The organism is Microcoleus sp. BROC3, from assembly GCF_036702515.1.
GTDB lineage: Bacteria > Cyanobacteriota > Cyanobacteriia > Cyanobacteriales > Microcoleaceae > Microcoleus.
In genome coordinates this window covers 77,799-102,886 of the sequence record NZ_JAUBTQ010000026.1, presented here as the reverse complement: position 1 = coordinate 102,886, position 25,088 = coordinate 77,799, and the positions used below count along the sequence as shown (strand labels likewise).

Genomic DNA, 25,088 nt, shown 5'->3' with positions numbered 1-25,088 from the left:
ATCAAGGGAATTTGTGCAGCGAGTTGCCGCACAAATTACTAAGCCCGACAATCATAATCAATCATGACTCTCAAGATACCTTTGCCACATTTGCTCGTAAGCTTTCTCCATCTCTCGCGTAAAATGCTGAGCATTCCACAACGGAGCAGTGTGTCTTGACTGTCGCAGTCGGCAGGATATTTGTTGTCGCAAAACAGTATCTTTTCCTAAACGGATTCCCCACTCGACATATTCTTCCTCAGTCCAAGCAATTCCCTCTGTTATCCCTACATTCATCATCATCGTGTAACTGTTGCGACTGGAAAACTGCTGACCCACCCTCGTAACTAAAGGAATGCCCATCCAAAGAGTTTCTAATGTAGTTGTAGCTCCGTTATAGGGATAAGTGTCAAGCACCACATCAGCAATACCTAAATTAGCGCGGTGAATTGTTTCTGTTGCCACTATGGGCAAGAATCGCAAACGATCTGCGTTCACTCCTTCTGATTCTGCTATTTCAGTAAAGAAGTTTTTGAGTGATTCTTCATCTCCTAAACCTTTAACTAAGAAATAGCTATTTGGTACTGCTTTAATAATCTGCATTTGCAAGCGTACTGTGTGGGCATTGTATTTGTATCCTCGCTGAAAACTTACGTATGCAACTGCATCGTTAGGAATATTTAATTGATCCCGCCGCACCCTTGGAACGTCTAATTCAAAGCCATCTACTGCGATGTAGCTTTGGGGCAAACGCCAGATTTTTTCGACATAGTAATCTTCGGCGGATTCAGGCAGCACATAAGGGTCAGCAATAAAATAATCAATATTTGGTATGCCCGGTGAATCCCAGCCGAGCCAACTGACTTGTATGGGTGCAGGTTTAAGCATCATAATCTCGCAGCTAGTATTCAGTGTCAGGCTGTCGAGTTCGACCAAAATATCAATCTCATCCTCACAAATTAGCTCTGCCACTTCAGGGCCTTGCAGCCCTAATTTCCGAGCTTTGAAAACTTTCCCTGTGTACCATTCCTCCAAAGGGTCCTGGGTTAGTTTAGACTCAGACCCCAGTAAATAAGCATAAATTTCAAAGCGCTCGGGATCGTGATACTCGAAGACCCATCGTGCTAGCCAGCCTACAGAATGGCGGCGCAGGCAATAGGACAGATATCCAATTTTTAAACGTTTTTTAGGAACATCTGTTTTTACCGCAGAAGACAGTCGCTGGTGGCACTTTTCCATTTGCTCCTTAGCATAATTAGGAAGATTCGATTGGCAAATTTCTGCTATCTGACGGCGAATTTGTATATTTTCCTGCGGTCTATCCTGAAAGTATGGGTAAAAAAATATCGAACTAAATAAACGAACTGTAGAGCTTGAATCGAGATCGGTTGGTTGCTGCTCGATTAGGTCTGCCACTAGAGATTTGAGGGTCTGAAATGTTGAGTAAGCTTCATCGGCATACCCGCCCGCAGTCATCATACCGCGAATAATTAAGTGACAAGCATACACTTTATCGGCTAGCTTTTCCATTACCGAATAGGCAAACTTAGCCATTTCTATCCCCTTTGCAGACTCACCTACATCTTGATAAAAAGAGGATAAAGTAAGCAGCAACTCTGGATGCTTTTGATCTAAGCGCAAGCCGAGTTCTGTGAATTTAACGGCCCGGGGAAATTGGCGCCCTAAATAAGCAATTTTATAAACAAAATGGATTAAAGTATCAATAAAAATTAGTGGCTCCTGGACATGATCCAGACAAGCTTCTGTCAATTCCAAAGTAGATGGATGTAGAGGAGCATAATCTAAGACGCTCTTCCACAATTGCATTAGCAATTCATGGTTGATCGATAAAGGTTTGTTTGATTTGAGCAGTTCAATCACGCCCAAAGAATGAGGCTCTTCGCCAGTATAAGCGTCAAGCAATATGGACATTGCCATTAAATGCAGCAGGTTGTGCAGATTAGCAGGGTTGATTTCCCGTAAATGCTGGCGCACAGCCCAAGCCACGCCATAGTCTTTTCGTTGCAGTCGCTGCCGTTCGGCTTCGACTTCGAGCAATTCTACCAGTTCTTGAGTCCACTGCTCGATTTCCTCTGGATCGCCTTCAGCCATTCCCAACAGCCAGGTTGTCTGAGCTTCTGCCTCCTGTCCCTGCAACAGCAGCATCAAACCCAATTGCCAGTAGTATGACTTAACATTGGGTTCCGCTTCAATTGCTTGTTCGTAGAGTAGCGCAGCCCGAGTATAATTTTCCTTGAGCAAACATTCCCTTGCTTGCTCTTGCCAGTCAGATGCAACAGCCAATAAATTATCAGAAGTCATAAGCTAAAAAATCTACAAATATACCTAAGTTATAGAAAATTTTTGACGAAGCTGCAACAACCTGATTTAGCTCTAACTTCGCAATCACAGGTATTATCAACAATTCATCAATTAATATGTCATAAAAAGCGGGTAGCATGCTGAACTCTACCCGCTTTTTGATGGATTGTTCTACTCAGAAATTACTTAGTAACGAGAGTCTGAGCATCAGCACACTTGGTATTCTCCCGTGCAGGTGTAATTGTGGCAGGATTTTGGTTTTGCACAGCAGTTAGCTCCTCACAGAGGATTGAACTAGTACCGTCTCCCTCACCTGCGGGAACAAAAAATACTGCGCCTGCATATCCCTTAATCGAAGCACCTAAAGGTGTTCCCGCCATAGTCACTCCTCCGCTGGCAGGAGTAGCACTACTTGCACCGACGCCATACTGATAATTGTTAGTTGCAGTTTTGATACCCAGACCCAAGCTGGGGACATCAGTTGCGAACACTGTTCTCTCTGCAAAGTAAGCTTGTTGACCTTTGTTCATTGAACCCAGATACTGTTTGGCTTCTGACTGCTTAGCTTTGTTCGCTTGGTTGAGGAAGGAAGGCAAAGCAATAGCAGACAAAATACCGATGATGATGATCACAACCAGCAGTTCAATCAGGGTGAAACCTTGCTCCTGTCTTCTTTTGTTGATGTGTTGCAGGAACTTGGCTTTAAATTCAGTCTTCATAAGTCTTTTCTCCGTGAGGGGTGGGATGCTTGATTTCTAACTCTTATATGTAACTTACCCAGTTATCGGCGCTTTAATATCACCCCAAACAATTTTTTTTGTCAACTCCTAGCTCTAAGGCTCCAAAAGCACATACAGAAAGACTTCCAGCCTAGTCAACATTTCCTGGACTTCCTCAAAGGCAGTCTCCTCACTAACAGGCTCTAGGTTAACACCGATCTCGGAGCGGATTTGGAGCCACTGTTCCACGATGGACACCACAGACTGCGGCCCATCCCAAAGAGGTAGCAAGCAAGCCGCGATCGTACTCTCGATCGCCACCGGCGCTAAAGTTGGCACAATAATATAACGGCTTATCTCAAACGGCGTCTGGCTGTCAATGCAATTACTCAAGTCTTCCCTAATCTGAGAAGTCCTCAGTTGAGGGTGCAGGTGTACCCGCGCTTCCCGCCATTGAGCTTCCGTCCATTCCGCAACGGGCACAAAAGCCTGAGTTCGATTTAGATTGCCGCACCAGAAATCAAACAAACGGTGCAGGGGATGTAACAAGTCAAATAAATGCAGCCGTTCTTCCACAGAAGCTTCTGGCAGACTCATCGCCAAAAACGGAGGCAAATCATCTGGATCTTTGAACAAATCCATCAAATCCCACCTGCGCCAAGCCACCATACTGATAAACTCTAGATCGGTTGCTCTCAAAAGTGCAAACACTTCAGGAATGGTACAACCTTTATCACCCACTAATAAATAGTTAACCATAATCCATGCCTCATCCGCGCGATCGGCCTTCCAGGTGAATGCCTTAAGCCCTACTTCATCTTGTAATGCTTCCATTGTTTCCCGGACTATTTCTATCTCCACTTCTCCGGGAGCTCCATTCATTAATCCCATTGTTTTGAAAGCAGCTTGAGCGCGAAATACTCCGGCTCTACCATTTGAACTGTGAAGGTTGGTGCGGATGATGCCATCGGGAGCGAGAACTGACTTCATCGCTTGCAATCCAGCAATAGCATCGGGCAAGAGATACAGAACTTCGTCAGCATTGATATAGTCAAACTGTAACCCTAAACTTGGTAATTCTTCTATCTTCAAAGCATAAAACTCTGCATTAGCAACCCCATGATACTGTAAACGTTGCTCAGCTAGTTTCACAGATTCTTCTGATAAATCGATGCCTACTATTTTTGCTCCCGGATTGGCTAGAGCTAAAACCAAGGATTTATAACCGGTGCCGCATCCCGCATCTAGGATAACTTTACCTTCGGTATTGATGACTTTTCTATTTCTAAAGTAGTAAGCAGTTACAAGATTATGAAGGTAGAGCAATTCACTGTTGTCTTTGGGAGATTGTTCCAGCGGGATTCTCGGATAAGGAGTATTGTCAAATTGCTGGCGAATGTTTTCTATTAACTCTAAATTTTGGTGATCCATTTTCAATTACACTCAACGCTGGCAAATTATCCTAGTATCTCAGAAAATAGCCGATCGCCCGCCCACCCGCAACACATACTTGCAATAATAGTCTGAAAACCGATCGCCCAACCAAGTACCACGTCCATGAACACCAACATCAGCCCCATCCTCAAAGTATTCACCCTTTCCGCCGCAATTTCCCTGGCCATCAAGTACGCAGGGCCTAGCTTATCCATACCCTCTACCGACCTCAACGCCCTCATAGCCGTGTTTACCCCCAGTATCATCTTAGCTGCCATCCTCGGCTGGCGAGCACGACAACAGCAGTATTAGAGACCAAATTAAGACACAATCAAGATGTGGGATCGATCTAGACTTGCGTGGAGATAATATTATTCTGCTTGGCCCAAAAGGCAATTCCTCACCACAAATCCCAGCCCTGTACAGCTATCGCAATCAAACTAAAGCCACTCACCATGATTCAAATCATACCTGAATTAGTAACATTTGATGAATTCATTGACTGGTATCCTGAAAATTCAGAACAGCGCTACGAACTGCACAATGGAGAAATTGTTGAAATGCCAAAAGCAACAGGTAAACATTCTAAAGTGGCGGGTTTTACCGCACTGAAAGTCGGAATAGAGATTGAGCGTCTCAATTTGCCCTACTTCATCCCAAAAGAATGCGTCATCAAACCCATGCGCGAGGAATCGGGATATGAACCAGATATTATTGTACTTAACGAACAAACCATTGGAAACGAGCCGCGATGGGAAAAATCATCAATTATCACAATCGGTTCATCAGTCCCCCTAATCGTCGAGGTAACTAGCACTAATTGGGGTGATGATTATGCCCTAAAGCTTGAGGCTTATGAGTCAATGGGTATTCAGGAATATTGGATTATAGACTATCTAGGATTGGGAGGCAGACGGTTCATCGGCAACCCCAAGCAACCAACCTTTTCGGTTTACCAACTAATTGACGGGGAGTACCAAGTCAAACTGTTCCGAGGGGGCGAGTGTATTGAGTCCCCAAATTTCCCAGAATTGAAGCTGACAGCGCAGCAGGTGTTCGCAAAAGGGAATTGAGGAGGCTGCTTATGCTGATGTCCGAGTAGGGCTATCTGATTAAAGATGCGATCGCCCGCATCTAAGGTATCTTGTAGAGATGCGATTCATCGCTTCTGGGATGCAGAGCAATTACTAAGCAGCAATTCCCAATACCCTATTCCTCAATCTAAATTCTAAAATCTAAAATCTAATGAAGCTAGGACAGTGGATGGGCTTATTAGCCCTCATCGCATCTTGTTACATCCTGTGGCAAATCAGGCAGGCCCTACTGCTGCTGTTTGCCGCCGTCGTCTTAGCCACAGCCTTAAACAGACTAGCACGGTATTTACAAAAATTCCGGCTCAAAAGATCGATCGCCGTATTGCTCTCAGTTAGTTTCCTAGTCCTCATCTTCGTAGGATTATTCCTAATCATTGTACCGCCCTTTGCCCAACAGTTTCAACAACTTACCCAAAGAGCCCCTCAAGGAATAGCAAAATTAAATGATTGGATCGATCAGCTAGAAACGCGCTTTTCTGGACAAATTGGTCAGCGACTGCCGAATCTTGATATTAACGATATTATCCAACAGCTACGACCCATATTCAACCAACTCGTCGGCGGTGCAGGAGCTTTTGTCGGCAACACATTAGGTGTTATTCTCAGCTTTTTGCTAGTCATAGTTTTGACCTTGATGACATTAGCAGAACCTCTCTCTTACCGCAAAGCATTTATACAACTTTTTCCCTCTTTTTATCGGCGGCGAATCGATGGCATCTTAGATGAATGCGAAATAGCCCTCGGTCGATGGGTAATCGGCGCTTTAATTAGCATGAGCGTCATCACTTTTCTGAGTTTAATTGGTTTGTCAGTATTACAAGTTCCCCTAGCTCTAGCTCACGCTGTTTTAGCTGGTTTGCTGAACTTAATACCCAATATCGGACCCGGTTTGAGCGTCATTCCCCCAGTGACGATCGCACTTTTAGACTCTCCCTTAAAATCAGGTTTTGTGCTCATTCTCTACTTTCTAATTCAACAATTTGAAAGCAACCTCCTCACCCCCTACGTTATGGCGCAGCAAGTATCACTGCTGCCAGCAGTAACATTAATAGCTCAAGTATTCTTCGCCACCTTCTTTGGATTTTTAGGCTTATTGCTAGCCCTCCCCCTCACCGTTGTCGCTCAAGTTTGGATTAGGGAAGCCCTAATTAAAGATATTCTCAACCAGTGGAGTGCCAGTCCTAAAACCTTAGCAGCAATCGATTCTGCTATCCATGAAGAATATGAATCTATAGAAGTCACCGAAAGCCGACCAGAAAAGTTGCCAGAACACAAACCCGACATCCCAGATAATGTAGAAAATGACGCTCCTGAAAATCAATAGTTAAGGTTTGTAATGACTTCAGTTCTTATTCATTCCCAGTTAGAGGACAGAAGTATTCACTACAAACTTAGGAAAATTGTGAGAAGAACGCCATCAACTAACTATCTTCAATCTTCGAATTTTCTACCGCATCTCTACCGGCGCTAAAAATTTGTTGAACAGTCAAATTTAACTGCCCAAATGTGGGTGACACAACCCGCTCACTCCCCCGAAACAGACTGACTTGATCCTCGCCGTCAACCAAATGGTGAACAAAAAAAGTAGGTTGTTTCGGATTGCCAATATAGCGTCGGCCGCCAAGTCCCAAATAGTCGGCAATCCAGTATTCAGAAATGCCCAAAGCTTCGTAATCAACCAATTTGTAGCCATAATCATCACGCCAATTGGTACTGACAACTTCGACAATTAGCCGGACAGAACTACCCATTGTAATGATAGATTCCTTTTTCCATCTCGGTTCGCTGTCCGTCCCTTGCCTGTCCAAAACGATCGCATCCGGTTCGTAACCAGATAGCTCGTTATCTGCTTTGACAACGCATTCTTTGGGGACGAAGTAGGGCAACGCTAGCCTCTCGATTTCAATCCCTAGCTTCAGGCAGAGGAAGCCAGCTACTTCTGAATGTTCTCCGGTTGCTTTAGGCATCTCAACAATAGTTCCATTGTGCAGTTCGTAACGGTTTTCAGAATTTTCAGGATACCAGTCAATAAATTCATCGAAGGTGACTGGTTTTAATATCGCTTGAGTCATGGCGATCGCTCCTTATTTTATTTATAATATAATCCCGATCTCTGTTATAACATTGTGCTGTGTTCTCAAACTGAGTCCGATCGCCAAAACAGCATTCGCTCGATCGACATTCCACCACACTAAAATCTAAAATAGTCTTATGAGATCGATCGACGAAATCAACGAGAAAATCAGCCAGGGCAAAGCCACAGTCTGGACAATCGAAGAACTCAAAACTAGAGTTCAAGAAACCAGCATTACCCAAGCCGCCAAAGAAGTCGATGTGATTACCACCGGCACCTTCGAGCCGATGGAATCCTCCGGTGCAATCATCAACCTCGGCCATACCGACCCGCCGATAAAAATCCGCCAGTGCTGGCTGGACGGCGTTCTAGCCTACTCCGGCTTCGGGGCAGTAGACCTGTACTTGGGAGCCACCCAAGTAGCCGAAGACGGCGAAGAATCCCGTGAACGGGGCGGCGGACACGTCATCGAAGACTTAATAGCAGGCAAACCCGTACAATTGCGCGCCCTCGGACAAGTAACAGACTGCTACCCCCGCGCCTCCTTTGAAACCACGATTACCCGCGATACAATCAACCAGTTTTATTTATTCAATCCCCGGAACGCATATCAAAACTTTATTGTTGGCGTCAACGGGGGCGATCGCCCGCTGTTCACCTACCTCGGCCCCCTGCAACCAAACCTCGGCAACGCCGTCTACTCGAACCTTGGAGCCATGTCTCCCCTGCTCAACGACCCCGACCTCCAAATCATCGGCATCGGCACCCGCATCTTCCTAGGAGGCGCTCAGGGCTACATCACCTGGGAAGGAACCCAGCACTTCCCGCTGCAAAAACGCCAGCCCAACCGCACGCCCATCGGCCCGGCCGCCACCCTTGCACTCATCGGCGACGCCAAACAGATGAACTCCAAATGGGTGCGCGGCTGCTACTTCAAAAACTACGGCCCATCCCTAATGCTGGGAGTCGGCATCCCCTTTCCCGTCTTAAACGAAACAGTCGTCGCCAACTGTGCAGTATCAGACAAAAAAATAGTAGCGCCGGTGGTAGATTTCTCTATCCCCCGGCGCGTTCGTCCCACCTTCGGTTTAGTCAGCTATGCTCAATTAAAGACTGGTCGGATCGCGATCGAGGGCAAACCTGTGCGGGCCGCCCCCCTTGCGAGTATGTTTCTCTCCCGGCAAGTAGCATTGGAATTGAAGCAGCAAATTGAAGCGGGTCAATTTACCCTCACGGCCCCAGTTGCTCCCCTACCCACCGACAGAGTATTTCTCCCGCAAGATTTGTGGGGTGCACAAGTCCGGCTCGAATAAAGGATTTTAGATTGGCGATTTAGCGGTTCTAAATTAGTCTTGGACAAACTAATCTCAAATCTCAAATCTCAAATCTCAAATCTAAAATTGGTTCATTCCTCGATCGGCTTAGGCTTCTTAACAGGCTTAGGAAGAGGTTCCTTCGGGACAGGCGGTGGTGCTGCTGCTGCGGACTTGATGGTAGGACGCCCTACAGGAGCACCGTCACCGCTCGGCTTAGGAGTAAACGGACGCTTCCCTCGTCCTTTGAAGCCACCGGGCGGCTTGCTGCCAGGGGGGAATTTCCGCTTCTTAATCGGCAGCGCGCCAATATTGTTAGCCTGCTCAATCATCAGACTGTCAGCTTGCAATTTGACGTGGAAATCCCAAAAAAACCCGATCGCTTTTGTTGCTAAATCTCCCTTGAGTTTCAGTTTAAAAAACTTCATCTTGTCGTCATTCTTGCGGGGAGCTTGCTTGATTTTGACGATGACATACTTTTCTTCGTCTTGGGATTGATAAATCACCTCACCTCTAATCGAAAAATAGCCATCTTCAACATCAGGTTCCGAGGCCGGCAAAGATGCGGTAGATGCTTCGTCCCCCTGCTCAATCTCCGCTGCGTCCTGATTTTCCTCGTCAGAGGAGGGTTCTGGAGGTTTCTTGAGCGTTTCCGGCTCCCAAACTCCCATAATCTGGGCGTGCAAGTTCCCGTCTTCTTGCCTGGTGCGGGGATAGACCACCCAAAGGTGTTCTTGTTCCAGATCCAGGTGATTTTTGACTAAACTCATGACTCTACCCAGCAAAACTGCGTCGATGGCAGTTCCGTCGGCAGCTATCAGCATACCCCGGGTGAATTGCTCTTCTGATTGCGTGTAGCGGCCCCGCACCAAACCAACAGCTCGGTACTGTCTGGGTTCGCTGGGGGGGGGAATGGGATGTTGGCGCATGACCGAGGGTATGTCCTCAGCGGCCTGACTTTCGTTAGCCGCCGGCTCGGCGTTTGCCGGCGGTGCGACTGCGAGCGCTGGAGTATCGCTGACAGCTTCCGAAGGCGCTGCTTGCTCCGAGGGTGCAGGAGCATTGCTGGGCGGGTCTTGTGGCTGTGTTTTGTCCCTGTCGGGGGCAGAACTGTAGCGGGGTCGTTGCAGCTTATCCTTGGACGCTGGGGCGTCTGTTGGCGCTGGCGGTTGATTTTGGTCAACAGGTGCAGCCAACGCCGAAGGCACCGGACTTTCGTCTGGTGTCTCAGGAATGGAATCTGTATCTTTAGGCGGATTGACGGCCTGTTCGCTGGGCTGAGCCTTGCGAGTAGAAGTAGATTTGGACGATTTGGAAGACCGGTTGGGAGAGGGGTTCATAAAAACTCCTTGCAGCGGAGACACATCCCTTAAGGGAAATTAGGAATAAACTGAAGAAACTGCTTTAAAAACTACTAGCACCTGACTTGGGGCTTGCGCCCGGAGGTCTGGTTGTGACCCGTCAACGCCAACTTTCAACGCTACGTGTGCCGATCGGTTCGCTGGCTGCTAAAATCCTTGCGAGCAAGGACTTTGGGAGTTGCTGACCGATCGATCCTGCGATCGCGCTGATCTGGAGTTGCTGGCTAATAGCATTTAGGATATTCAGCTTGCCTATTTTACTTAATCCAATTACCTAACGGCCTGATCCGCCATATTTTCGGTAATTTTTAGCTTGACCAGACTAAATTGGACAGACACCGCAGTCCTTGGGGCTGCGGGTCTGAGTGTCCAAAATTGTTTAGCTAGCATGGAGTTGCGGGTCTGTTACCATATTAGCTGCAAGTAAAAGGCTGCTTTGTCCGTTCGGACTTTGAAGTTAAGAACTTTTATGGTTGCATGGATCTAGTTAAATGGCAGACGCCCCCGGGCGATGCGTTAATTCTTAGAAAATAGTAGATTTTAAGCTGGGATAGTTGAATTATGGAAAAAGCAAATAAGCGTCGTGGGTTGATTACTGTGGTGGTGGTGCTGTCGCTCATCGCTTTTTTGGGATTTTCTCTGGTTCCCATTTTGGACAGTATTCTCAAGGCCAGCCAAGCCCAAAGTACGTCAACTCCAACACCTACTCAGACGGCGCAGTCAGGGGAGAAGCAATCAGAGTTGCTGCAAGCTCAGGCTAGGGGATACGAGTTGGTTTTGCAGCGGGAACCTGACAATGTAACGGCTTTGCGGGGATTGTTGCAGGTGCGGCTGGAGTTGATCGGGCAAGGAGTGGGGGACATTAAGGATGCGATCGCTCCTTTGGAAAAGTTGGCTTCGCTGAATCCTGAGACTACTGAATACGGAATTTTGCTGGCTCAGGCTAAGGAACGCACCGGCGATCGCGAAGGGGCTGCTCAAGCTTACAGGTCAATTTTAGCGTCTAAGCCTGGGGAAATTAAGGCTTTGCAGGGGTTGGTGAATTTGCTGCTGGTGCAGCAGCGGCCCGAAGCTGCGATCGGATTGCTGCAAGATACGCTGAAGGCTGCTCCCGCTGCCAATCTGGCGAAACCGGAAAGTGTTGATGTAACTTCAGTGCAGTTGATTTTGGGACAGGTTTATGCTGTGCAGAAGCGCTACGAGGAGGCGATCGCAATTTACGACGAATCTGCTAAGGCTAACCCCAAAGATTTTCGCCCCACTTTAGGAAAGGCGATCGTGCTGAAGGAACAGGGCAAAACAGATGAGTCAAAAACGCTGTTCGACCGAGCTACTGAGTTAGCTCCTCCTAACTATAAAGACCAAATTAATCAGTTAGCTAGTGGCACTCCTTCGCCTTCTCCTGCGGCTACGACGACTCCCGAACCGGCTGCTTCTCCTAGTCCTGAAGGCGCGCTACCGAAACCTTAAGGAGTGTTTTAAGTTTTGAGTTATAAGTTAAAAAGTTTAAAATTCAACACTTAATACTTATAATTCAAAACTATTCGCCCATTACCAATTACAAGCAGCAGCGGCATCCTGAAGGAAAATTTTGGTTCTCCCTAAAGGAGAAGCTGTTACAGGACTATGCTGCAAGGCTGTTTTAGTATGATGAGTGCAAAATTTTAACTTCATCCTCACCTAGAAGAACGCAGCCTCTCAATAGCTGCAAAAACTGCTTGATCAATTCGCGCTCCCCGGCGTTTGAACCCCAGCTCTGGCAGCATTTCTTTCAAAATTTCCTCATCGGTACGCAGACAACCATCTGATAAGATCCACCGAATTAGCGACATAAGTTCAGTCTGAGTGTAATCGTCAATTTTGGATCGTTTTGGAACATTGGGTCGCGTTCCCCGCAATGCTGTAGGAGAGTTTATTTCTGGAGTGAGTGATTGGGATGTAAAAGGTTGGGCAGTTTGTGGAACTGGCTTGGTCGGTTTATTCTTCTGTGCATCTACCTGGTTAGCATACTTAACAGCAGCTTCGTAAGCATCCACAGCGCGTTGTATTTCCTTGTCCCGCCGCATGAACCAGTCAGTTGACCAAATACGGTGAAAGCGCCAGCCGAGTGCTTCCAGTTGTTGCTGTCGCAGTCGATCGCGATCGCGTGCGGTTGGTAGAGAATGGTAACTCGCCCCATCACACTCAATTGCCAGCACAAATCGCCCGGGCTGCTGCGGATGTTGCGCCACCATATCAATTCGATAACTCGAAACTCCCCACTGAGGCAGAAGCGAGATGCCCTTACCTGTTAGTGCATCATAGATATCCTTTTCAAAGGGATTGAGTGGCACGCCAGACTGTTCGGTTTCGCCAAGAATCTTGCCCTCACTCGCTGCATACTGAATGTAAAGTCGCAACAGTTCCACACCTCGCGATGACGACCGATCCGGGTCCATATCGTGGTGGTCAAATGACGAAACCAGAGTCATACGCTGCCTTGCCCGCGTAACTGCAACATTGAGACGGCGTTCCCCTCCCTTCGTCAGCAACGGGCCAAATCGATACACCAGCCTGCCCGAACGGTCTTTGCCATAGCCTACAGACAACAGGATTGCATCCCGCTCATCCCCTTGAACCCGTTCGAGGTTTTTGACAAAAAAGCGTTCCGGACGACCCTCGTCAAAGAAAGCTGCTAATTCAGGACGTTCCCCAAGTGCTGCATCGAGGGCTGCTTCAATGCGCTGTGCGTGTTTGATGCCCATTGTAATTACGCCAAGCGTTTCGTTAGGTTGTTCAGTGGCGTGTTGGAGCACTAACTCAACTACTCGCTGGACTTCCCTGGAAGCGCTTTCTTCCTGACCGTCCTGACCGGGAATACACGAGACAAGAACGTGAGAGATAGATGGTGAACCACCAGGACTGGGAAATGTAATCAGGCGATCGTTGTAAATGTGGCGGTTGGAAAAGGCAATTAACGCTTCATCTCGACTTCGATAGTGCCACAAAAGCTCCCAGGTTTCCAGGAAAGAGGACATCAAATCGAGCAGACTCTCCAACCCTTCAACGGGGGATGGAGATTCGGCTTCCTCTTCCTCATCCAGACCCCCTGCAAAAAATGTTGTCGGTGGGAGTTGGTATTTATCCCCGGCGACAACTGCCCTTTGGGCCCGCAGTAATGCCGGAACTGCATCCTCTGGCAATACCTGACTGGCTTCATCGAAAATGACAACATCGAAATAACGACGGTCAGCGTCGAGTAACTGGCTCACTGAGAGGGGACTAGCCATCCAGCAGGGACTAATGCTGGTTAAAACATCGGGAGCTTCTGCCAAAAGCTTACGCAGTGGCAGATGTCGGGCTTTTTTAGCGGCTTCGCGCCGTACCAACGCTTCCTGTTCTGGATAAGCATTCATTGCAGCGATCACGCGTTCCGCATGGGCGCGTCGGACTCGATTGGAAGAGATCTTCACTCTTTCCTGGTCTAGGACGCGAAATTCTTCAATCAACTGTTCATGAGTTTCTCTATGGAAGACTGTTAAGGCTGAATCTTGGGCACGCGCCTGGTCGAGACAGGAGGCAAACCAGGCATACTTGAATTGCTTCTGCCATAGGGAGGGATCAGATTTTAACCGTCTCAATTCCGCAATAATTAAGGACGCACCACACTGTTCAATTGTGCGCTCAATTTCCTTTAGACCCGCCACCAGTTGAGGTGTGTCGCGGTCTGCTGCCAGCTCATTAAAAAGTTCTTTTAAATATTGGAGCGGTAACTGACTTAGATTACCCCGCCCCAAATCGGGCTCAATACGCTCTAGGTCAGTAAGGAGCGCATTCAGGTTGTCTCGTGCTGCACTCAAAGACGTGACTTGGCACGGAACTGAAGCCGAACGCGACAGCGATCGCCAATGACTCAACTGTTCAGATGCTTTGGTTACTTCCTCAAATAATTGCCCATTTGATGTTTCTCCAGCTTTTCGTAGTTTTTTAAGAGTAGATACTGCATTTTTGAAGTTGCTATCAAAGAGAAATGCCAAGCTCTCTGCAATGAAACCGTTTCTTAATGGTGACAGCGCATTGACTTGCTTCTCTAGGTCTTGTTTAAAGATATCCTCCGAATAGAGAAAGAGGGTTTTTTCAACGTCTTCGATGAATGCAATTAGCTGCCTAGCTTTGTTAAGGCTAATAGGTGGCTCTAGCTTGGTAATCAAAATGAGCGTTTCTAGGCACTCAGAAAATTCTGGTAAACGAACTGTAGCAATCCGCTGCACTACATCAGATGCCTGCGACGCAGCGTCTACCGACAATAACTTGACTGTCATCCAAGGGGAGCGATGGTCGCCAAGAAAGAGACTGGCTAATTCTCCCCTACTTATTTGTCCCAGGCGTTCCGCTACAGTTTCAGCGTTTTCTGCGAGTCGATTAAGTTCTACACCGCGAAAGCGGATATTGATCCGCTCCGATTCAGAAAATTGCCACAAAAGCTCAGCCTGAATCTCGTAGACACTCTTATCTGATGGTTTGCGCTTATCGTGCAGTCGTGCTACATGGTCATTGAGCCGCTTCCTTCGATCGACAAAGCGTTGGTGGATATTGCCGATGTCTGCTGGGGAAATATTGCGTACCTGTGTCAAGCTTTCTGCTACTTGCTGTAATACCTCTCGCCGCGAGATAGCTGCACCGTGTAGATCGAGCAATAAATGCCCCAGTCCTTTTTGCTCTAATCGAGTTTTCACCACTTCCAAAGCGGCACGCTTTTCAGCAACAAACAGGATGCGCTGTCCTGATGCGGCTAAGGTGGCAATCAAATTAGCAATGGTCTGGCTTTTTCCTGTACCGGGAGGGCCTTGAATGACTCCATTTCGCCCTGCCAGAGCTGCATGAATCACCTGCTGCTGACTTGAGTCGGCATCGAAGACGAGAAATTCGTTGTCGGGTGAGATGCGATCGAGTTCTCTAACGTCAATGTTTTGACTCGTACCCCGGACATTTTGACGGGCTGTGATGTCCCCAGCGATCGCGGAAATCATATCATTGGCTACCATCTCACTCAAGCGATCGCGCAGGTCTCTCACCATCGCCATCTTTTGGAAAGAGAAATTACTGAGGACTGCCCGTGTTTTAATCTCAAAGCCTTTTAATTCAGAGGCAGCTTTGGTTAACTCAGAATAAACAGCTTCTAGGTCTGGACTCTCGTCTTCCCCTACGCTTTCTGCCTCCCCTAGCAGACATTCGGGCGTGACTTGGCATCCATATTCTGCCTCTAGTACGTGCAACAGTACGGGGTTGACCTGGAGTTCGCCGCTACGTTTTAGTTTTATTGCGCCGCGTGCATCTACATGAATTGGCACCAGAAGGACAGCAGCTTCTGGCGGACGGCCTCCATCAGTTGGAGTCCAAGTTGCCATTCCCAAAGCGAGGAAAAGCGTTTCTAGCCCCTTTTCTTCTAAGTTGGCAAGTGCGCGGCGGCGGATTCCCTGTACCTGTGCTGCGGCTTTGAGTTCTTCAGCCTGCGGTAGCAGACGAATTAACGGAACTGTCTTGCCAGTCAGCAACTCTTTCAATGCCTTGGAGTTACACTCTGAGAAATCAAGTGTCCCCGTCTTAAGTTCGCGATAGTATAGCAGGTTGTTGCGCCGTGACAGATCGATTAGGCGTCGAATCCAACCCTCCCGTACTCGCTCCACAGCAGCATAGCGCGAGCGATTCGCCCCATCCTTCCCAAAGTTGCTCATACCAACACTCTTTTCCAACAGCATATCCCCTGAAGACTCTCAACGCTTGTCTAATATCTGCGAGATCGATATTACTGTTACTGCCTCTTGAGTCTGATGCAAAGCTTCTCAATCCTTATTTTTCCATACTTTACAAGTATTACTGCTGGGCCGCCACTCGGATTTCTTGATTAAAGAATCTAGAATCTATAGTTGACACAAATGGTGGGCAATGCCCACCTACAAATTAATACTTCCTCTCCTGCGGCTCAAACATCGTAATCGCCACCGGCATATAAGCCAAATCAATCCCCGCAGGCGAATAATACGCCATTGTATGCTTTAAGAAATTGCCGTCATCGCGCTCTGTAAAATCTTCCCGCGAATGAGCTCCCCGACTTTCCTGCCGGTTCAAAGCAGAAGTTAAAATCATTTTCCCGACAATAATCAAACTCCGCAACTCCAAAGCTTCCACAATTTCCGTATTCCACAACTTGCCTTTATCGTCTAAGTAAACCTCCTCATATTGTCGCTCTAAATCCTCCAATTTCTTTAAACCTTCCTGCATCAATTCGGCGCTACGAAATACGCCACAATACTCAGTCATAGTATCTTGATACTGCTGCCGGATTTGATTGATGCGGTATTTTCCCGGACGTTCTAAAAGTGCCTGAATTTGCTCTTTTGCTTCCGTAATATAACGCTGTTCATCTACCGCAGGCAACTTGCGATTTTGCACGAATTGTGCTATCGTTGCGCCAGTAACTTTGCCATAAACGACGCATTCCAACAGCGAATTGCTGCCCAAACGGTTGGCGCCGTGAACTGACACGCAAGCTGCTTCGCCCGCTGCAAAGAAACCGTCTACCAAACTGTCAGGACTGCTGCGAACTTGCCCGCTAACATTAGTAGGAATTCCCCCCATTGAATAGTGAACTGTAGGGCGCACGGGCATCGGCTGATTTACCGCATCAATTCCTAACAAACGGTGGGCTTCTTCCCAAGCAAAAGGAATTTTGCTCATAATTTTTTCGCGTCCCATGTGCCGCAAATCGAGGTAGATAAAGGGGCCGCCGGCACTACCATCAACATTAATCCCTCGGCCGGCGCGAATTTCTATGGAAATTGAGCGCGAGGTGATATCTCTGGGCGCTAATTCCATCCGCGACGGGGCATAATTCGCCATAAATCGATCGCCCTCTGAATTAATCAAATAAGCGCCTTCGCCCCGCACAGCCTCCGAAATCAGCACTCCCACGGGATACAAACCAGTTGGGTGAAACTGCACGAATTCCATATCTTCCAGCGGCAATCCAGCTAAAGCCGTCATCGCCAAACCGTCTCCCGTGGAGGCGTAATCGTTCGACGTGGTATTGTAAACTCGGCCGTAACCCCCCGTAGCAAACATCACCGCCTTAGCCCGGACAACCTCAATTTGACCGTCTAGAAGGCGGTACATAACTACGCCCTTGGCTTGGCCTTCTTCCAAAATCAGGCGCGTGACATACCACTCCTGATAGATGTGAACTCCGCAGCGGCGCAGATTGTTGACTAATTCGTGGAGGATGGCGTGACCAGTTTTGTCGGCGGCGTAGCAGGTGCGGCGGTGGGAATGTCCACCGAAAGCGCGCTGGGCAATTCTGCCGTCTGGGAGGCGGGAGAAGAGGACTCCCATGTGTTCTAAATCTATAACTACACCGGGGGCTTCGCGGGTGAGGATTTCTACCGCGTCTTGGTCGGCTAAATAGTCTGAACCTTTTACTGTGTCGAAGGCGTGGGCTTTCCAACTGTCTTCGGGATCGACATTTTGGAGGCTGGAGGCCATCCCACCTTGGGCTGCGACGGAGTGCGATCGAATCGGGTGAGTTTTGGCGACGACCGCTACCTTTAAACTGGGGTCAGTCCGGGCAATTTCTACTGCGGCGCGGCAACCTGCTAAACCGCCGCCTACAATGATTACGTCGTGTTCTAGCATCTTTTTGAATTATTTTGAGTGTTCTGCTCAACTTATGGTGACGCAAAAAAAAACTTCCTACCACAAGAGCAGGAAGTTTTTTAACTTTTGATTTGAATGGAAAATCCAAAGTTAAAATCTCAAATTGGACTAGCCGGCGCTTTCGACAGGCTGCTGATTGGACTGATTTCCCGTGGCAGAAGGTTGAGCTTCCGTGCCTGGTTCTACAGCAAGCACTTCAATGTTATTTAGCAGAGTGGTAACAAAAGCAAACAGCAAGAAGGGCAGAGACAGCACTAAAATCAAGCCGACGGTAGCCAAGGCGTAGATTTGGCGGGCGCTACTCCACAAGGCCAGTGCCGACGCTAGACTTAGGAATATGACTATCAGCCAAACAATGATTTGACCGTAAATGTCGCCAAAGGTGAGGGTACATTTAAGGCGATAGTTTTGGATGTTATTCATTTGATGCCTCGCGAGATTGCTATTACGACTTGTCCAAAAATACTTTGACAGTGCGTCAATGCCCACTGTAAATTTCTAAGTTTAGCTGCATTAACTTGGTTTTGGGGTTCTTGTAAACATTCTTTAATAAGTTGCGACAACACTTCCTATATCTTTGCTTCAGACTGGGAAATTCTGCCGAAACAGTTCGCGATCGCACTCGCTCGGCCTAGAAACCGGGTTTTTTACTGTTTTGGCGGGCACACTAGAAGTAAACGCGCGAAACAACCAAGGTGATGGCCGCCCGTGGGTCCAGGATTAGGAAACAAAGGCATCAGGGGAAAGTCTACTTTTTGAGGGAGCCCCGACTTGGTAAAGAAATGTTAACTTACATGAGGATGGAATCAACCTTTATAGCGTCGCACCTGTCTTTTCGCCCATGTCTTCAGAGAGCAAATTGCTGATTTCGCGCTGTTTCCTGGCTGGTTTGGGAACGCAGATGTTTATGTACCGCGAAGACCGGATTCCGCAGGAGAGTCCGGTGCTGGTGGTGAGCAATCACCGCAGTTTCTTAGATCCTGTGCTGCTAACGGCGGCTTTGGGTCGATCGATCCGCTTTGCTTGTCATCATTACATGGGTCAAGTTCCGGTGATGAGAGAAATTGTCACGACTTTCGGTGCTTTCCCTTTGGAAGCACCGGAGCACCGACAGCAGCATTTTTTCTCTCAAGCGACAGCGCTGCTGCAAGGCGGGGAGATGGTGGGGGTGTTTCCAGAGGGTGCAGAACCGATGGTGAAGCTTACTGGGCCCAATACTGTGGGGAAGTTTCAGCGGGGATTTGCTCATTTGGCTTTGCGGGCGCCGGTGCGGGATTTGGCGGTTTTGCCGGTGGCGATTAGTTCTTTTGAGGAACAGTCAATACGATCGGGTGTACCGCTCAAGTTGTTGAGTTTGTTCGATCCTTCGGAACCGCTGTTCGATCGATCGGGGTGGCATCCTGTGATAATTTATCAGCGAGTTAATGTTTTAATCGGCAGCCCTTACTGGATTACTGTCGATCGACAGCAGCAATATCGAGGCAAAAAAGCCAAAGCTGTTGTTGCTGAACTCACAGACCACTGTCAGGGGGAAATTGCAGAATTACTCCAACGACGTTGTTTGTAAGTTTGTAAGTTTGTTGACTGTTGACTGTTGGCTGTTGGCTGTTGACTGGTGTCAGATTTCCCATCTAAAATCTAAAATCTAAAATCTAAAATCGCTTGGCTTGAATCATGGCAAATGCTAACAACAAGGTTCGTTTCCTAACCCCCAAACCGCCGAAACCAGATCGGCCTTTATTTGTATTTCTGCCCGGTATGGATGGCAGCGGTTTGCTACTGCGGCCGCAAATTTCTAAATTAGCAAATGATTTCGACATTCGCTGCTTAACTGTACCGGCTGACGACATGGCTAGTTGGGAGGTACTGGTTAACGAAACAATTGCCTTAATTGAAGCAGAAAAGCAAGCCGGAAAGCCGAAGCGGCCGGTTTATCTGTGCGGGGAGTCATTTGGGGGCTGTTTAGCGATGAAAACTGTTTTAGAAGCTCCTCAATTGTGCGATCGATTAATTTTAGTCAATCCAGCTTCTTCATTCCGACAGCAGCCTTGGGTGCAGTGGGGATCGTATCTGACTCAGTGGCTGCCGGCCAACCTTTATCCGCTGTCGGTAATCGGTCTCTTGCCGATATTAGCATCCTTAGGAAAGATTGGGCGCGACGATCGGCGAGCTTTGCTAGAAGCGATGCAAGCAGTACCGCAAAACACGTCTGTGTGGAGATTGGCGTTAGTGCGATCGTTTAATGTGGACGAAAATCAGTTGCGCGGCCTCAAACAGCCGACGCTAGTAATTGCTAGCGGTGCCGATCGGCTGCTGCCTTCCTTAGCAGAAGCGAAGCTTTTAGTCAAGGTAATTCCCCATGCTCAAATGGTGATGCTGGCTAACAGCGGTCATGCTTGTTTGTTAGAAACAGATGTTGACCTTTACGCGATTATGCAAGCTCGAAATTTTTTGACAAAATCCGAAGAAAATCTGTCATTAGTCAGTAGTCATTAGCTATGACTTTTCAGTTAGGAGTCAGTAGGGTGAAAATTACACATTGAGCGATCGCTAAACTTCATATCCCAATTAACCCGCCCTGAAAGTCTTTAGTAAATGCCGCGAGACAAGCAACTAATGACTAATAACTAATGACTGATGACTAATTAAGATTCAGCCATTTTTGAGCGTTAAGCCGCTGGACGACCCCAAACACCATGAGGTCTAGTGTTACCTTGCGCTCATCTATCAAAAAAGGCTCTAAAGTGCTGGTTTTCGTATTATTTTCAGCGCAGGAAAACGCCCTTTGACTTTGAATATTTTCTTGAGGAAAATACAGGTTAAATTGGCGCTGACCTGCTTGGAATTTCCCAATAACCTGCCAGCAATCCCCGGCGGAACTCATGCCCGCAACGGGGAATTTTTGCTTTGCCAAACTCACCTCTAAATCCTGAACGCCCTGCTTAGTCAAAGCAGTTTGCAAAGCGGGCAAATAATCTTGTTGAATAAATTCCGCAAAGGGCTTGTCTTCAACAGCAGGTGCTTTTTCCTTTTTAGCTTTAGCTGGGGGCTTGTCGCCTTCAGCCTTGGCTGCGGGCTTTTTAGCAGCCGCCTGAGGCTTGTCAGCGCTGGGCAAGTCGCTTGTCTGCGGTTCGTCGGAACTCGGGGCGTTCTCGATCGAAGCACTGGGAGTTTCTGATTCGCCAGCGGTAGGATTTTGCGGTTCTTTGGGCTTTTTAGCAGCCCGCTGAGGCTTGTCAGTGCTGGGCAAGTCGGTTGTCTCGGGCGTGTCGGAACTCGGAGCGTTCTCGATCGAAGCACTGGGATTTTCGGATTCTCCAGCGGTAGGATTTTGCGGTTCTTTGGGCTTTTTAGCAGCCCGCTGAGGCTTGTCAGTGCTGGGCAAGTCGGTTGTCTCGGGCGTGTCGGAACTCGGAGCGTTCTCGATCGAAGCACTGGGATTTTCGGATTCTCCAGCGGTAGGATTTTTCGGTTCTTCTGACATTAACGCTTCCTGTTAAATAGTAATCGGCCAGGAGTTGTGAGTTGAGCTAGCGGGCGATCGACTTTCTCGATCGCGCACACTTTTTATCGAAAACCAACCTGAGAAAATTGCGATTCAAAAAATTTGAACTCAACACACTCAGGGCGATCGCCCGCAAAGATCGCAACTCCTGTGGTTATTCTAAATCTCAGCGACAGCTCGTTCAATCAAACGGCGGGCGAGAGTTTGAACACCCGTGTGTTCGTAGTAGTTGGTAGTCATGTCGAGGAATGCGCCCACGTAGTCCACCTTGTCAGCAGAAATTTCCACAAAACTCTGCAAGTGGCCGAGTACGTTTTGAGGAGTCAAACCCCGATCGCTCACAAAAGAGCTCATCCAGCCAGAAACCGAGTTAAAGCTTTCGCCGATAAAGCCGAGTTGGCCTGCGGGAGAGCCCCCAGGAATCATGCCGCCGATCGACTTGAAGGCCTGATTATCTTGCAAATCGTTCGGGGAGAGCTTTTGAATCCAAGACTGAGTTGCCATGATAAAGTCCGGGCCCAGGGGAATCAAACCGTCGAAACAAACCAAAGCAGCCATCCGCATCAGGGATTCGCCGCCGTAGTCGCCCAAAGCCCCGGCAAAATCGCCGATGCTGTCGCCGGGAAGGCCGTTGATTTGGCAAAAAGCGAGCAACTCAGTGACTAACTTCAAAGAAAGGTCGATCGTTTGAGCTTTTTCAGCCTTCGGAGTGATATTGCCGAGGAACGACAAAAACGAGACATTTTCCGCAACCTTATTAGCGAGGGCGGCACTGCCCAAAGCCTTGTCGGCACTGTCAATAGTTTGGTAGAGCCAGAGAGCGCGCTGGTAGCCCTGAGACTTATCGTTGTAGAGGTAGATCGCCCGCTCGCCAATTTGCTGGATCAGTTCTTCGTCGGTTTCGCCAGTAACGGTGCGAATGGTATTTTCAAAGCCAACTAAATTGTTCCACTCGCCGGGAACCACAAAGTCAAGCGCTCGCAGGGCTTTGACAGTCATGTTGTCTTGAGGCAGTCGATCGACTAATTCAAAGACTGTTTTGCTCACAAAAAACTCCTTATGCTAGAACTGGAATTAAAGGTATTACTTTTGGCAGATGGCAAAAACTTCAAAGTCTCTTTTTTGCAGACTTAGTTCTGATAGCGCCAGACAGGAGTCGGGCGCGGAGTTTGACAAAAGAGATGGCTACTTGACGCTGGCGAGGCCGCCGAGGTTAAATTTTGACAGCCAAGCTTCGCGATCGCTAGCTGTAAAAGAGGGATCGCGGGACTGAACTTTCACCTGATAGCGATTTGCCACTAAAACAGCAGTGATATTAGCACCTTGGGAGACAGCCGGATAGCCGCCAATTTGCTTGGTACTTTGCTTAAATTTTGCGCCTGCCGAGGGGTTGCCGGCGATGTCGTTAATCGAGAGCATCGCGACATTTTTACCGCCTTTGTTGAGCTTAGCTTCAGCAAAACCGGATTTTTCTTGAGCGAAGACGCGATCGAATCCGCCGCCGGATGAGGGGAAATATTTATTTAATTTGCCACCTGCGACGGCTTTTTTAGGCAGGTTTTGATTTTGAGCAGTTGTCTGCTGAGCTTGACCGGGTTTTTGGGTGCTTTCCTGCTGGGCTTTGTCCCAGCGAGAGGGCGCTGGAGTTTGACCGCAAGCGGTGACGAGCAGCAGTATCGATATCAGGAATGGAGCTAGGATTCTGCGCGCAGGGGGTAATTTCATCGCTGTCTCCTCATGAAGGGGTATCCGATCGCAATTATGGCTTAGGATTGGGCAATTTGTCCGTCCCGAGCCGAATAATTTGTCTCAATTGCAAAAAAAACCTCTGCTTGCACGGCAGAGGTTTTTTTTTGCAAGGTCGAGTTGAGAAGGAAGAAGACGGAAGAATCACTTCACAGATCAATTATGGGAAGTCGGGAAAAAAAATCAAGTTTTTTTGTCGCCAGCACTCTCCAAACAATTTTTGCTGATTTTCGCTAGATTTATCTAGAGGCTTCAGACCTATTATTCGTCAACCATCCAACTGCGGTCTTGCTTTGTTGGTAAATATTAGGCGTCGCTTTCAATGTAGATAAACAACAAACCCATTACCACAACCGGCATCAGCCAGGTAATTAGCGGAATCAAGATCCAAGGCAAAAAAGAAGCGGCGTAGGAACCTGTCATATCAAATTCTCCAAACTAAAGTTAGTGTGTTCCAACAGGGATATTTGGGAGTGAAGCCTAATTGTTGACTAAACCCCGGAAAATGGCATCAACGCCGTTAAAGTTTTCGAGTAAGAAGTAGGCAGCAAAGACGCCGCTCATCCCGCCAATGAAGAAACCAGCGGTAAACTGGCTCCACCCTTCAGCATTTCTGAGGGAATCGGGAGTCATGGGGTTAGCACTCGGGTAGCTGGTGTTGTCTTGTTTGAAAGAGACTAAACCGTAGGCAGACATACCTGCTGTGCCTAGCAGAACTAAAACGAGGGCTGTAATTAATCCGCCGAGATTAGCTGCTTCTGGATAATCCCGCAGGGGCCCGAAGACGATTTCGGGGCCGACGAGGAAATAACCGTGTGCCAAACCGATTTCTAGACCTCGAACTAGGGGCGAGAGCCCTTTGCGGTAGGCGGGCAAGTTCCCAATGAATGCTTTTGTGAAATCAGAAGCACTGATGGGAGTTGCTAGATGACCCGTGAAGGGGTCGCCGTTAAAGGGTTTAATAAGCTCTGCATCTCTGGGATCGGCCATATTCTCTTTTTCCTCGCTGTGCGTAAAAGTTGAGGCATTCAAGTCATATTTTACGCAGGGAGGTGTTTCCTATTTGCATAATTGGCAGCGAGCTTTAGAAAAGTTCACTATTCTTTAGTTTTCGGAAGAATTTTTCTTTTGTCCCTTATACCAGAAAGCGAGTCGATCGGGCGACACTCCGAAGAAATAACCGATGATTACTATTTGATTGATGGCGGTGGTTTTGATGACCCCAATCTGCTGCCAGCGGCGGGCAGATGTTAGCACTGGATGGGGTACTATTTCGATGCGGCCTTGTTTTTTCAACCGCCGCACGAATTCAAAGTCTTCCATGAGGGGCAAGTCGGGAAAACCGCCGATTTTGTCAAAGGTAGCTGCGTTGAGGAAAATGGCTTGATCGCCGTAGGGCATTTGCAAAAAGTTCGATCGCCAGTTTACCCCCTTTTCTACCAGCCGGAGGCTGAGTCTGCGGGCGTCAATCTTGAGTTCAAACGCCCCCGCTACCGTACACGGGTTAGCTAGTGCCCGACGCGCGCAAGAGTCGTACCCGCGAGGTAAAAGAGTGTCTGCGTGGAGAAACAGCAATATCTCTCCTGTCGCGGCGGCGGCCCCTGCATTCATTTGGGTGGCGCGGCCTGGGGCGGTGGAGATAACTCGGATGCCCAAAGATTTTGCTAGATCTGCTGTACCGTCGCTGCTGCCGCCGTCGGCGACAATTATTTCGACATTTTTTGCCTCCAGGGCGGTGGAGATGACTGGGGCAATTGTAGGTGCTTCGTTTAATACGGGAATGATAATGGAAATTTTGAGATTGGGATTTTCTGGCGACATACAGACTTAAGCAGCCCGTGAGAGAGAGGGC

At 48.1% G+C, this 25,088-nt stretch carries 21 protein-coding genes; 6 read left to right on the top strand and 15 right to left on the bottom strand.

What is annotated here, in order from left to right; translation table 11 throughout:
- Window positions 1-57: 57 nt before the first annotated feature.
- The 4 genes from QUB30_RS18110 to QUB30_RS18095 form a co-directional block, all read right to left on the bottom strand.
- Window positions 58-2,301, bottom strand: a complete 2,244-nt coding sequence (locus QUB30_RS18110; RefSeq protein WP_333335940.1) for an O-linked N-acetylglucosamine transferase family protein — start codon at window positions 2,299-2,301, stop codon at window positions 58-60.
- A gap of 182 nt (window positions 2,302-2,483) precedes the next feature.
- A complete protein-coding gene (locus tag QUB30_RS18105; RefSeq protein ID WP_333335936.1) occupies window positions 2,484-3,020 on the bottom strand; it encodes a type IV pilin-like G/H family protein in 537 nt (178 codons plus the stop codon).
- A 114-nt stretch (window positions 3,021-3,134) separates the two neighbouring features.
- Complete coding sequence (locus tag QUB30_RS18100; protein ID WP_333335933.1) at window positions 3,135-4,451, bottom strand: methyltransferase domain-containing protein; 1,317 nt, start codon at window positions 4,449-4,451, stop codon at window positions 3,135-3,137.
- 26 nt (window positions 4,452-4,477) lie between these two features.
- A complete protein-coding gene (locus QUB30_RS18095) occupies window positions 4,478-4,669 on the bottom strand; it encodes a hypothetical protein (protein WP_333335929.1) in 192 nt (63 codons plus the stop codon).
- Between the two features lie 240 nt (window positions 4,670-4,909).
- On the opposite strand from QUB30_RS18095, the gene QUB30_RS18090 reads away from it, so the two are divergent.
- Together QUB30_RS18090 and QUB30_RS18085 are read left to right on the top strand one after the other, a co-directional pair.
- Window positions 4,910-5,527, top strand: coding sequence for a Uma2 family endonuclease (locus QUB30_RS18090; RefSeq protein ID WP_333335927.1), 618 nt, complete (start codon window positions 4,910-4,912; stop codon window positions 5,525-5,527).
- Window positions 5,528-5,699: 172 nt separating this feature from the next.
- Window positions 5,700-6,872, top strand: a complete 1,173-nt coding sequence (locus QUB30_RS18085; protein ID WP_333335924.1) for an AI-2E family transporter — start codon at window positions 5,700-5,702, stop codon at window positions 6,870-6,872.
- A gap of 97 nt (window positions 6,873-6,969) precedes the next feature.
- Here the strand turns inward: QUB30_RS18085 and QUB30_RS18080 are convergent, their stop codons facing one another.
- Window positions 6,970-7,620: a Uma2 family endonuclease gene (locus tag QUB30_RS18080; RefSeq protein WP_333335922.1), complete on the bottom strand. Its 651-nt coding sequence runs from the start codon at window positions 7,618-7,620 to the stop codon at window positions 6,970-6,972.
- A 139-nt stretch (window positions 7,621-7,759) separates the two neighbouring features.
- Between QUB30_RS18080 and QUB30_RS18075 the strand changes: the two genes are divergently transcribed.
- Complete coding sequence (locus QUB30_RS18075; protein WP_333335919.1) at window positions 7,760-8,935, top strand: homocysteine biosynthesis protein; 1,176 nt, start codon at window positions 7,760-7,762, stop codon at window positions 8,933-8,935.
- A 92-nt stretch (window positions 8,936-9,027) separates the two neighbouring features.
- On the opposite strand, the gene QUB30_RS18070 is transcribed toward QUB30_RS18075, so the two are convergent.
- The gene (locus tag QUB30_RS18070) at window positions 9,028-10,275 is read right to left on the bottom strand and encodes a hypothetical protein (RefSeq protein WP_333335915.1); all 1,248 of its coding nucleotides are present in this window, start codon (window positions 10,273-10,275) and stop codon (window positions 9,028-9,030) included.
- Between the two features lie 582 nt (window positions 10,276-10,857).
- Between QUB30_RS18070 and QUB30_RS18065 the strand changes: the two genes are divergently transcribed.
- Window positions 10,858-11,766, top strand: a complete 909-nt coding sequence (locus QUB30_RS18065) for a tetratricopeptide repeat protein (protein ID WP_333074708.1) — start codon at window positions 10,858-10,860, stop codon at window positions 11,764-11,766.
- Between the two features lie 206 nt (window positions 11,767-11,972).
- On the opposite strand, the gene QUB30_RS18060 is transcribed toward QUB30_RS18065, so the two are convergent.
- From QUB30_RS18060 to QUB30_RS18050, 3 genes are all read right to left on the bottom strand, one after another.
- Window positions 11,973-16,010, bottom strand: coding sequence for an AAA domain-containing protein (locus QUB30_RS18060; protein WP_333335913.1), 4,038 nt, complete (start codon window positions 16,008-16,010; stop codon window positions 11,973-11,975).
- Window positions 16,011-16,236: 226 nt separating this feature from the next.
- Window positions 16,237-17,964 carry a succinate dehydrogenase/fumarate reductase flavoprotein subunit gene (locus tag QUB30_RS18055; RefSeq protein ID WP_333335910.1) on the bottom strand — a complete coding sequence of 576 codons (1,728 nt, stop codon included), beginning with the start codon at window positions 17,962-17,964 and terminating at the stop codon, window positions 16,237-16,239.
- Between the two features lie 129 nt (window positions 17,965-18,093).
- A complete protein-coding gene (locus QUB30_RS18050) occupies window positions 18,094-18,408 on the bottom strand; it encodes a hypothetical protein (RefSeq protein ID WP_333335907.1) in 315 nt (104 codons plus the stop codon).
- A gap of 418 nt (window positions 18,409-18,826) precedes the next feature.
- Here QUB30_RS18050 and QUB30_RS18045 point away from each other — a divergent pair, with 418 nt between their 5' ends.
- Together QUB30_RS18045 and QUB30_RS18040 are read left to right on the top strand one after the other, a co-directional pair.
- Window positions 18,827-19,552 (top strand): lysophospholipid acyltransferase family protein, encoded by a 726-nt coding sequence (locus QUB30_RS18045; protein ID WP_333335904.1) that lies wholly within the window; start codon window positions 18,827-18,829, stop codon window positions 19,550-19,552.
- A 107-nt stretch (window positions 19,553-19,659) separates the two neighbouring features.
- Complete coding sequence (locus tag QUB30_RS18040; RefSeq protein WP_333335900.1) at window positions 19,660-20,481, top strand: alpha/beta hydrolase; 822 nt, start codon at window positions 19,660-19,662, stop codon at window positions 20,479-20,481.
- A 145-nt stretch (window positions 20,482-20,626) separates the two neighbouring features.
- Here the strand turns inward: QUB30_RS18040 and QUB30_RS18035 are convergent, their stop codons facing one another.
- The 6 genes from QUB30_RS18035 to QUB30_RS18010 all read right to left on the bottom strand — a co-directional run bounded on the left by QUB30_RS18035 (window position 20,627) and on the right by QUB30_RS18010 (window position 25,057).
- Window positions 20,627-21,469 (bottom strand): DUF2996 domain-containing protein, encoded by an 843-nt coding sequence (locus QUB30_RS18035; protein WP_333335897.1) that lies wholly within the window; start codon window positions 21,467-21,469, stop codon window positions 20,627-20,629.
- Between the two features lie 180 nt (window positions 21,470-21,649).
- The gene (locus tag QUB30_RS18030) at window positions 21,650-22,537 is read right to left on the bottom strand and encodes a hypothetical protein (RefSeq protein WP_333335894.1); all 888 of its coding nucleotides are present in this window, start codon (window positions 22,535-22,537) and stop codon (window positions 21,650-21,652) included.
- A 138-nt stretch (window positions 22,538-22,675) separates the two neighbouring features.
- Window positions 22,676-23,215, bottom strand: a complete 540-nt coding sequence (locus QUB30_RS18025; protein WP_333335892.1) for a hypothetical protein — start codon at window positions 23,213-23,215, stop codon at window positions 22,676-22,678.
- A 327-nt stretch (window positions 23,216-23,542) separates the two neighbouring features.
- Window positions 23,543-23,659, bottom strand: coding sequence for a photosystem I reaction center subunit VIII (locus tag QUB30_RS18020; protein WP_293127047.1), 117 nt, complete (start codon window positions 23,657-23,659; stop codon window positions 23,543-23,545).
- Window positions 23,660-23,716: 57 nt separating this feature from the next.
- On the bottom strand, window positions 23,717-24,226 hold the full coding sequence (locus QUB30_RS18015; RefSeq protein WP_333304032.1) for a photosystem I reaction center protein subunit XI: 510 nt from the start codon (window positions 24,224-24,226) through the stop codon (window positions 23,717-23,719).
- Between the two features lie 114 nt (window positions 24,227-24,340).
- Window positions 24,341-25,057, bottom strand: a complete 717-nt coding sequence (locus QUB30_RS18010) for a TIGR04283 family arsenosugar biosynthesis glycosyltransferase (protein WP_333335889.1) — start codon at window positions 25,055-25,057, stop codon at window positions 24,341-24,343.
- Window positions 25,058-25,088 lie beyond the last annotated feature (31 nt).

Excerpts from the sequence above, each read along its gene's own strand:
- QUB30_RS18110 (WP_333335940.1), bottom strand. The coding sequence starts at position 2,301 with ATGACTTCTGATAATTTATTGGCTGTTGCATCTGACTGGCAAGAGCAA.
- QUB30_RS18105 (WP_333335936.1), bottom strand. The coding sequence starts at position 3,020 with ATGAAGACTGAATTTAAAGCCAAGTTCCTGCAACACATCAACAAAAGA.
- QUB30_RS18100 (WP_333335933.1), bottom strand. The coding sequence starts at position 4,451 with ATGGATCACCAAAATTTAGAGTTAATAGAAAACATTCGCCAGCAATTT.
- QUB30_RS18095 (WP_333335929.1), bottom strand. The coding sequence starts at position 4,669 with ATGGATAAGCTAGGCCCTGCGTACTTGATGGCCAGGGAAATTGCGGCG.
- QUB30_RS18090 (WP_333335927.1), top strand. The coding sequence starts at position 4,910 with ATGATTCAAATCATACCTGAATTAGTAACATTTGATGAATTCATTGAC.
- QUB30_RS18085 (WP_333335924.1), top strand. The coding sequence starts at position 5,700 with ATGAAGCTAGGACAGTGGATGGGCTTATTAGCCCTCATCGCATCTTGT.
- QUB30_RS18080 (WP_333335922.1), bottom strand. The coding sequence starts at position 7,620 with ATGACTCAAGCGATATTAAAACCAGTCACCTTCGATGAATTTATTGAC.
- QUB30_RS18075 (WP_333335919.1), top strand. The coding sequence starts at position 7,760 with ATGAGATCGATCGACGAAATCAACGAGAAAATCAGCCAGGGCAAAGCC.
- QUB30_RS18070 (WP_333335915.1), bottom strand. The coding sequence starts at position 10,275 with ATGAACCCCTCTCCCAACCGGTCTTCCAAATCGTCCAAATCTACTTCT.
- QUB30_RS18065 (WP_333074708.1), top strand. The coding sequence starts at position 10,858 with ATGGAAAAAGCAAATAAGCGTCGTGGGTTGATTACTGTGGTGGTGGTG.
- QUB30_RS18060 (WP_333335913.1), bottom strand. The coding sequence starts at position 16,010 with ATGAGCAACTTTGGGAAGGATGGGGCGAATCGCTCGCGCTATGCTGCT.
- QUB30_RS18055 (WP_333335910.1), bottom strand. The coding sequence starts at position 17,964 with ATGCTAGAACACGACGTAATCATTGTAGGCGGCGGTTTAGCAGGTTGC.
- QUB30_RS18050 (WP_333335907.1), bottom strand. The coding sequence starts at position 18,408 with ATGAATAACATCCAAAACTATCGCCTTAAATGTACCCTCACCTTTGGC.
- QUB30_RS18045 (WP_333335904.1), top strand. The coding sequence starts at position 18,827 with ATGTCTTCAGAGAGCAAATTGCTGATTTCGCGCTGTTTCCTGGCTGGT.
- QUB30_RS18040 (WP_333335900.1), top strand. The coding sequence starts at position 19,660 with ATGGCAAATGCTAACAACAAGGTTCGTTTCCTAACCCCCAAACCGCCG.
- QUB30_RS18035 (WP_333335897.1), bottom strand. The coding sequence starts at position 21,469 with ATGTCAGAAGAACCGAAAAATCCTACCGCTGGAGAATCCGAAAATCCC.
- QUB30_RS18025 (WP_333335892.1), bottom strand. The coding sequence starts at position 23,215 with ATGAAATTACCCCCTGCGCGCAGAATCCTAGCTCCATTCCTGATATCG.
- QUB30_RS18020 (WP_293127047.1), bottom strand. The coding sequence starts at position 23,659 with ATGACAGGTTCCTACGCCGCTTCTTTTTTGCCTTGGATCTTGATTCCG.
- QUB30_RS18015 (WP_333304032.1), bottom strand. The coding sequence starts at position 24,226 with ATGGCCGATCCCAGAGATGCAGAGCTTATTAAACCCTTTAACGGCGAC.
- QUB30_RS18010 (WP_333335889.1), bottom strand. The coding sequence starts at position 25,057 with ATGTCGCCAGAAAATCCCAATCTCAAAATTTCCATTATCATTCCCGTA.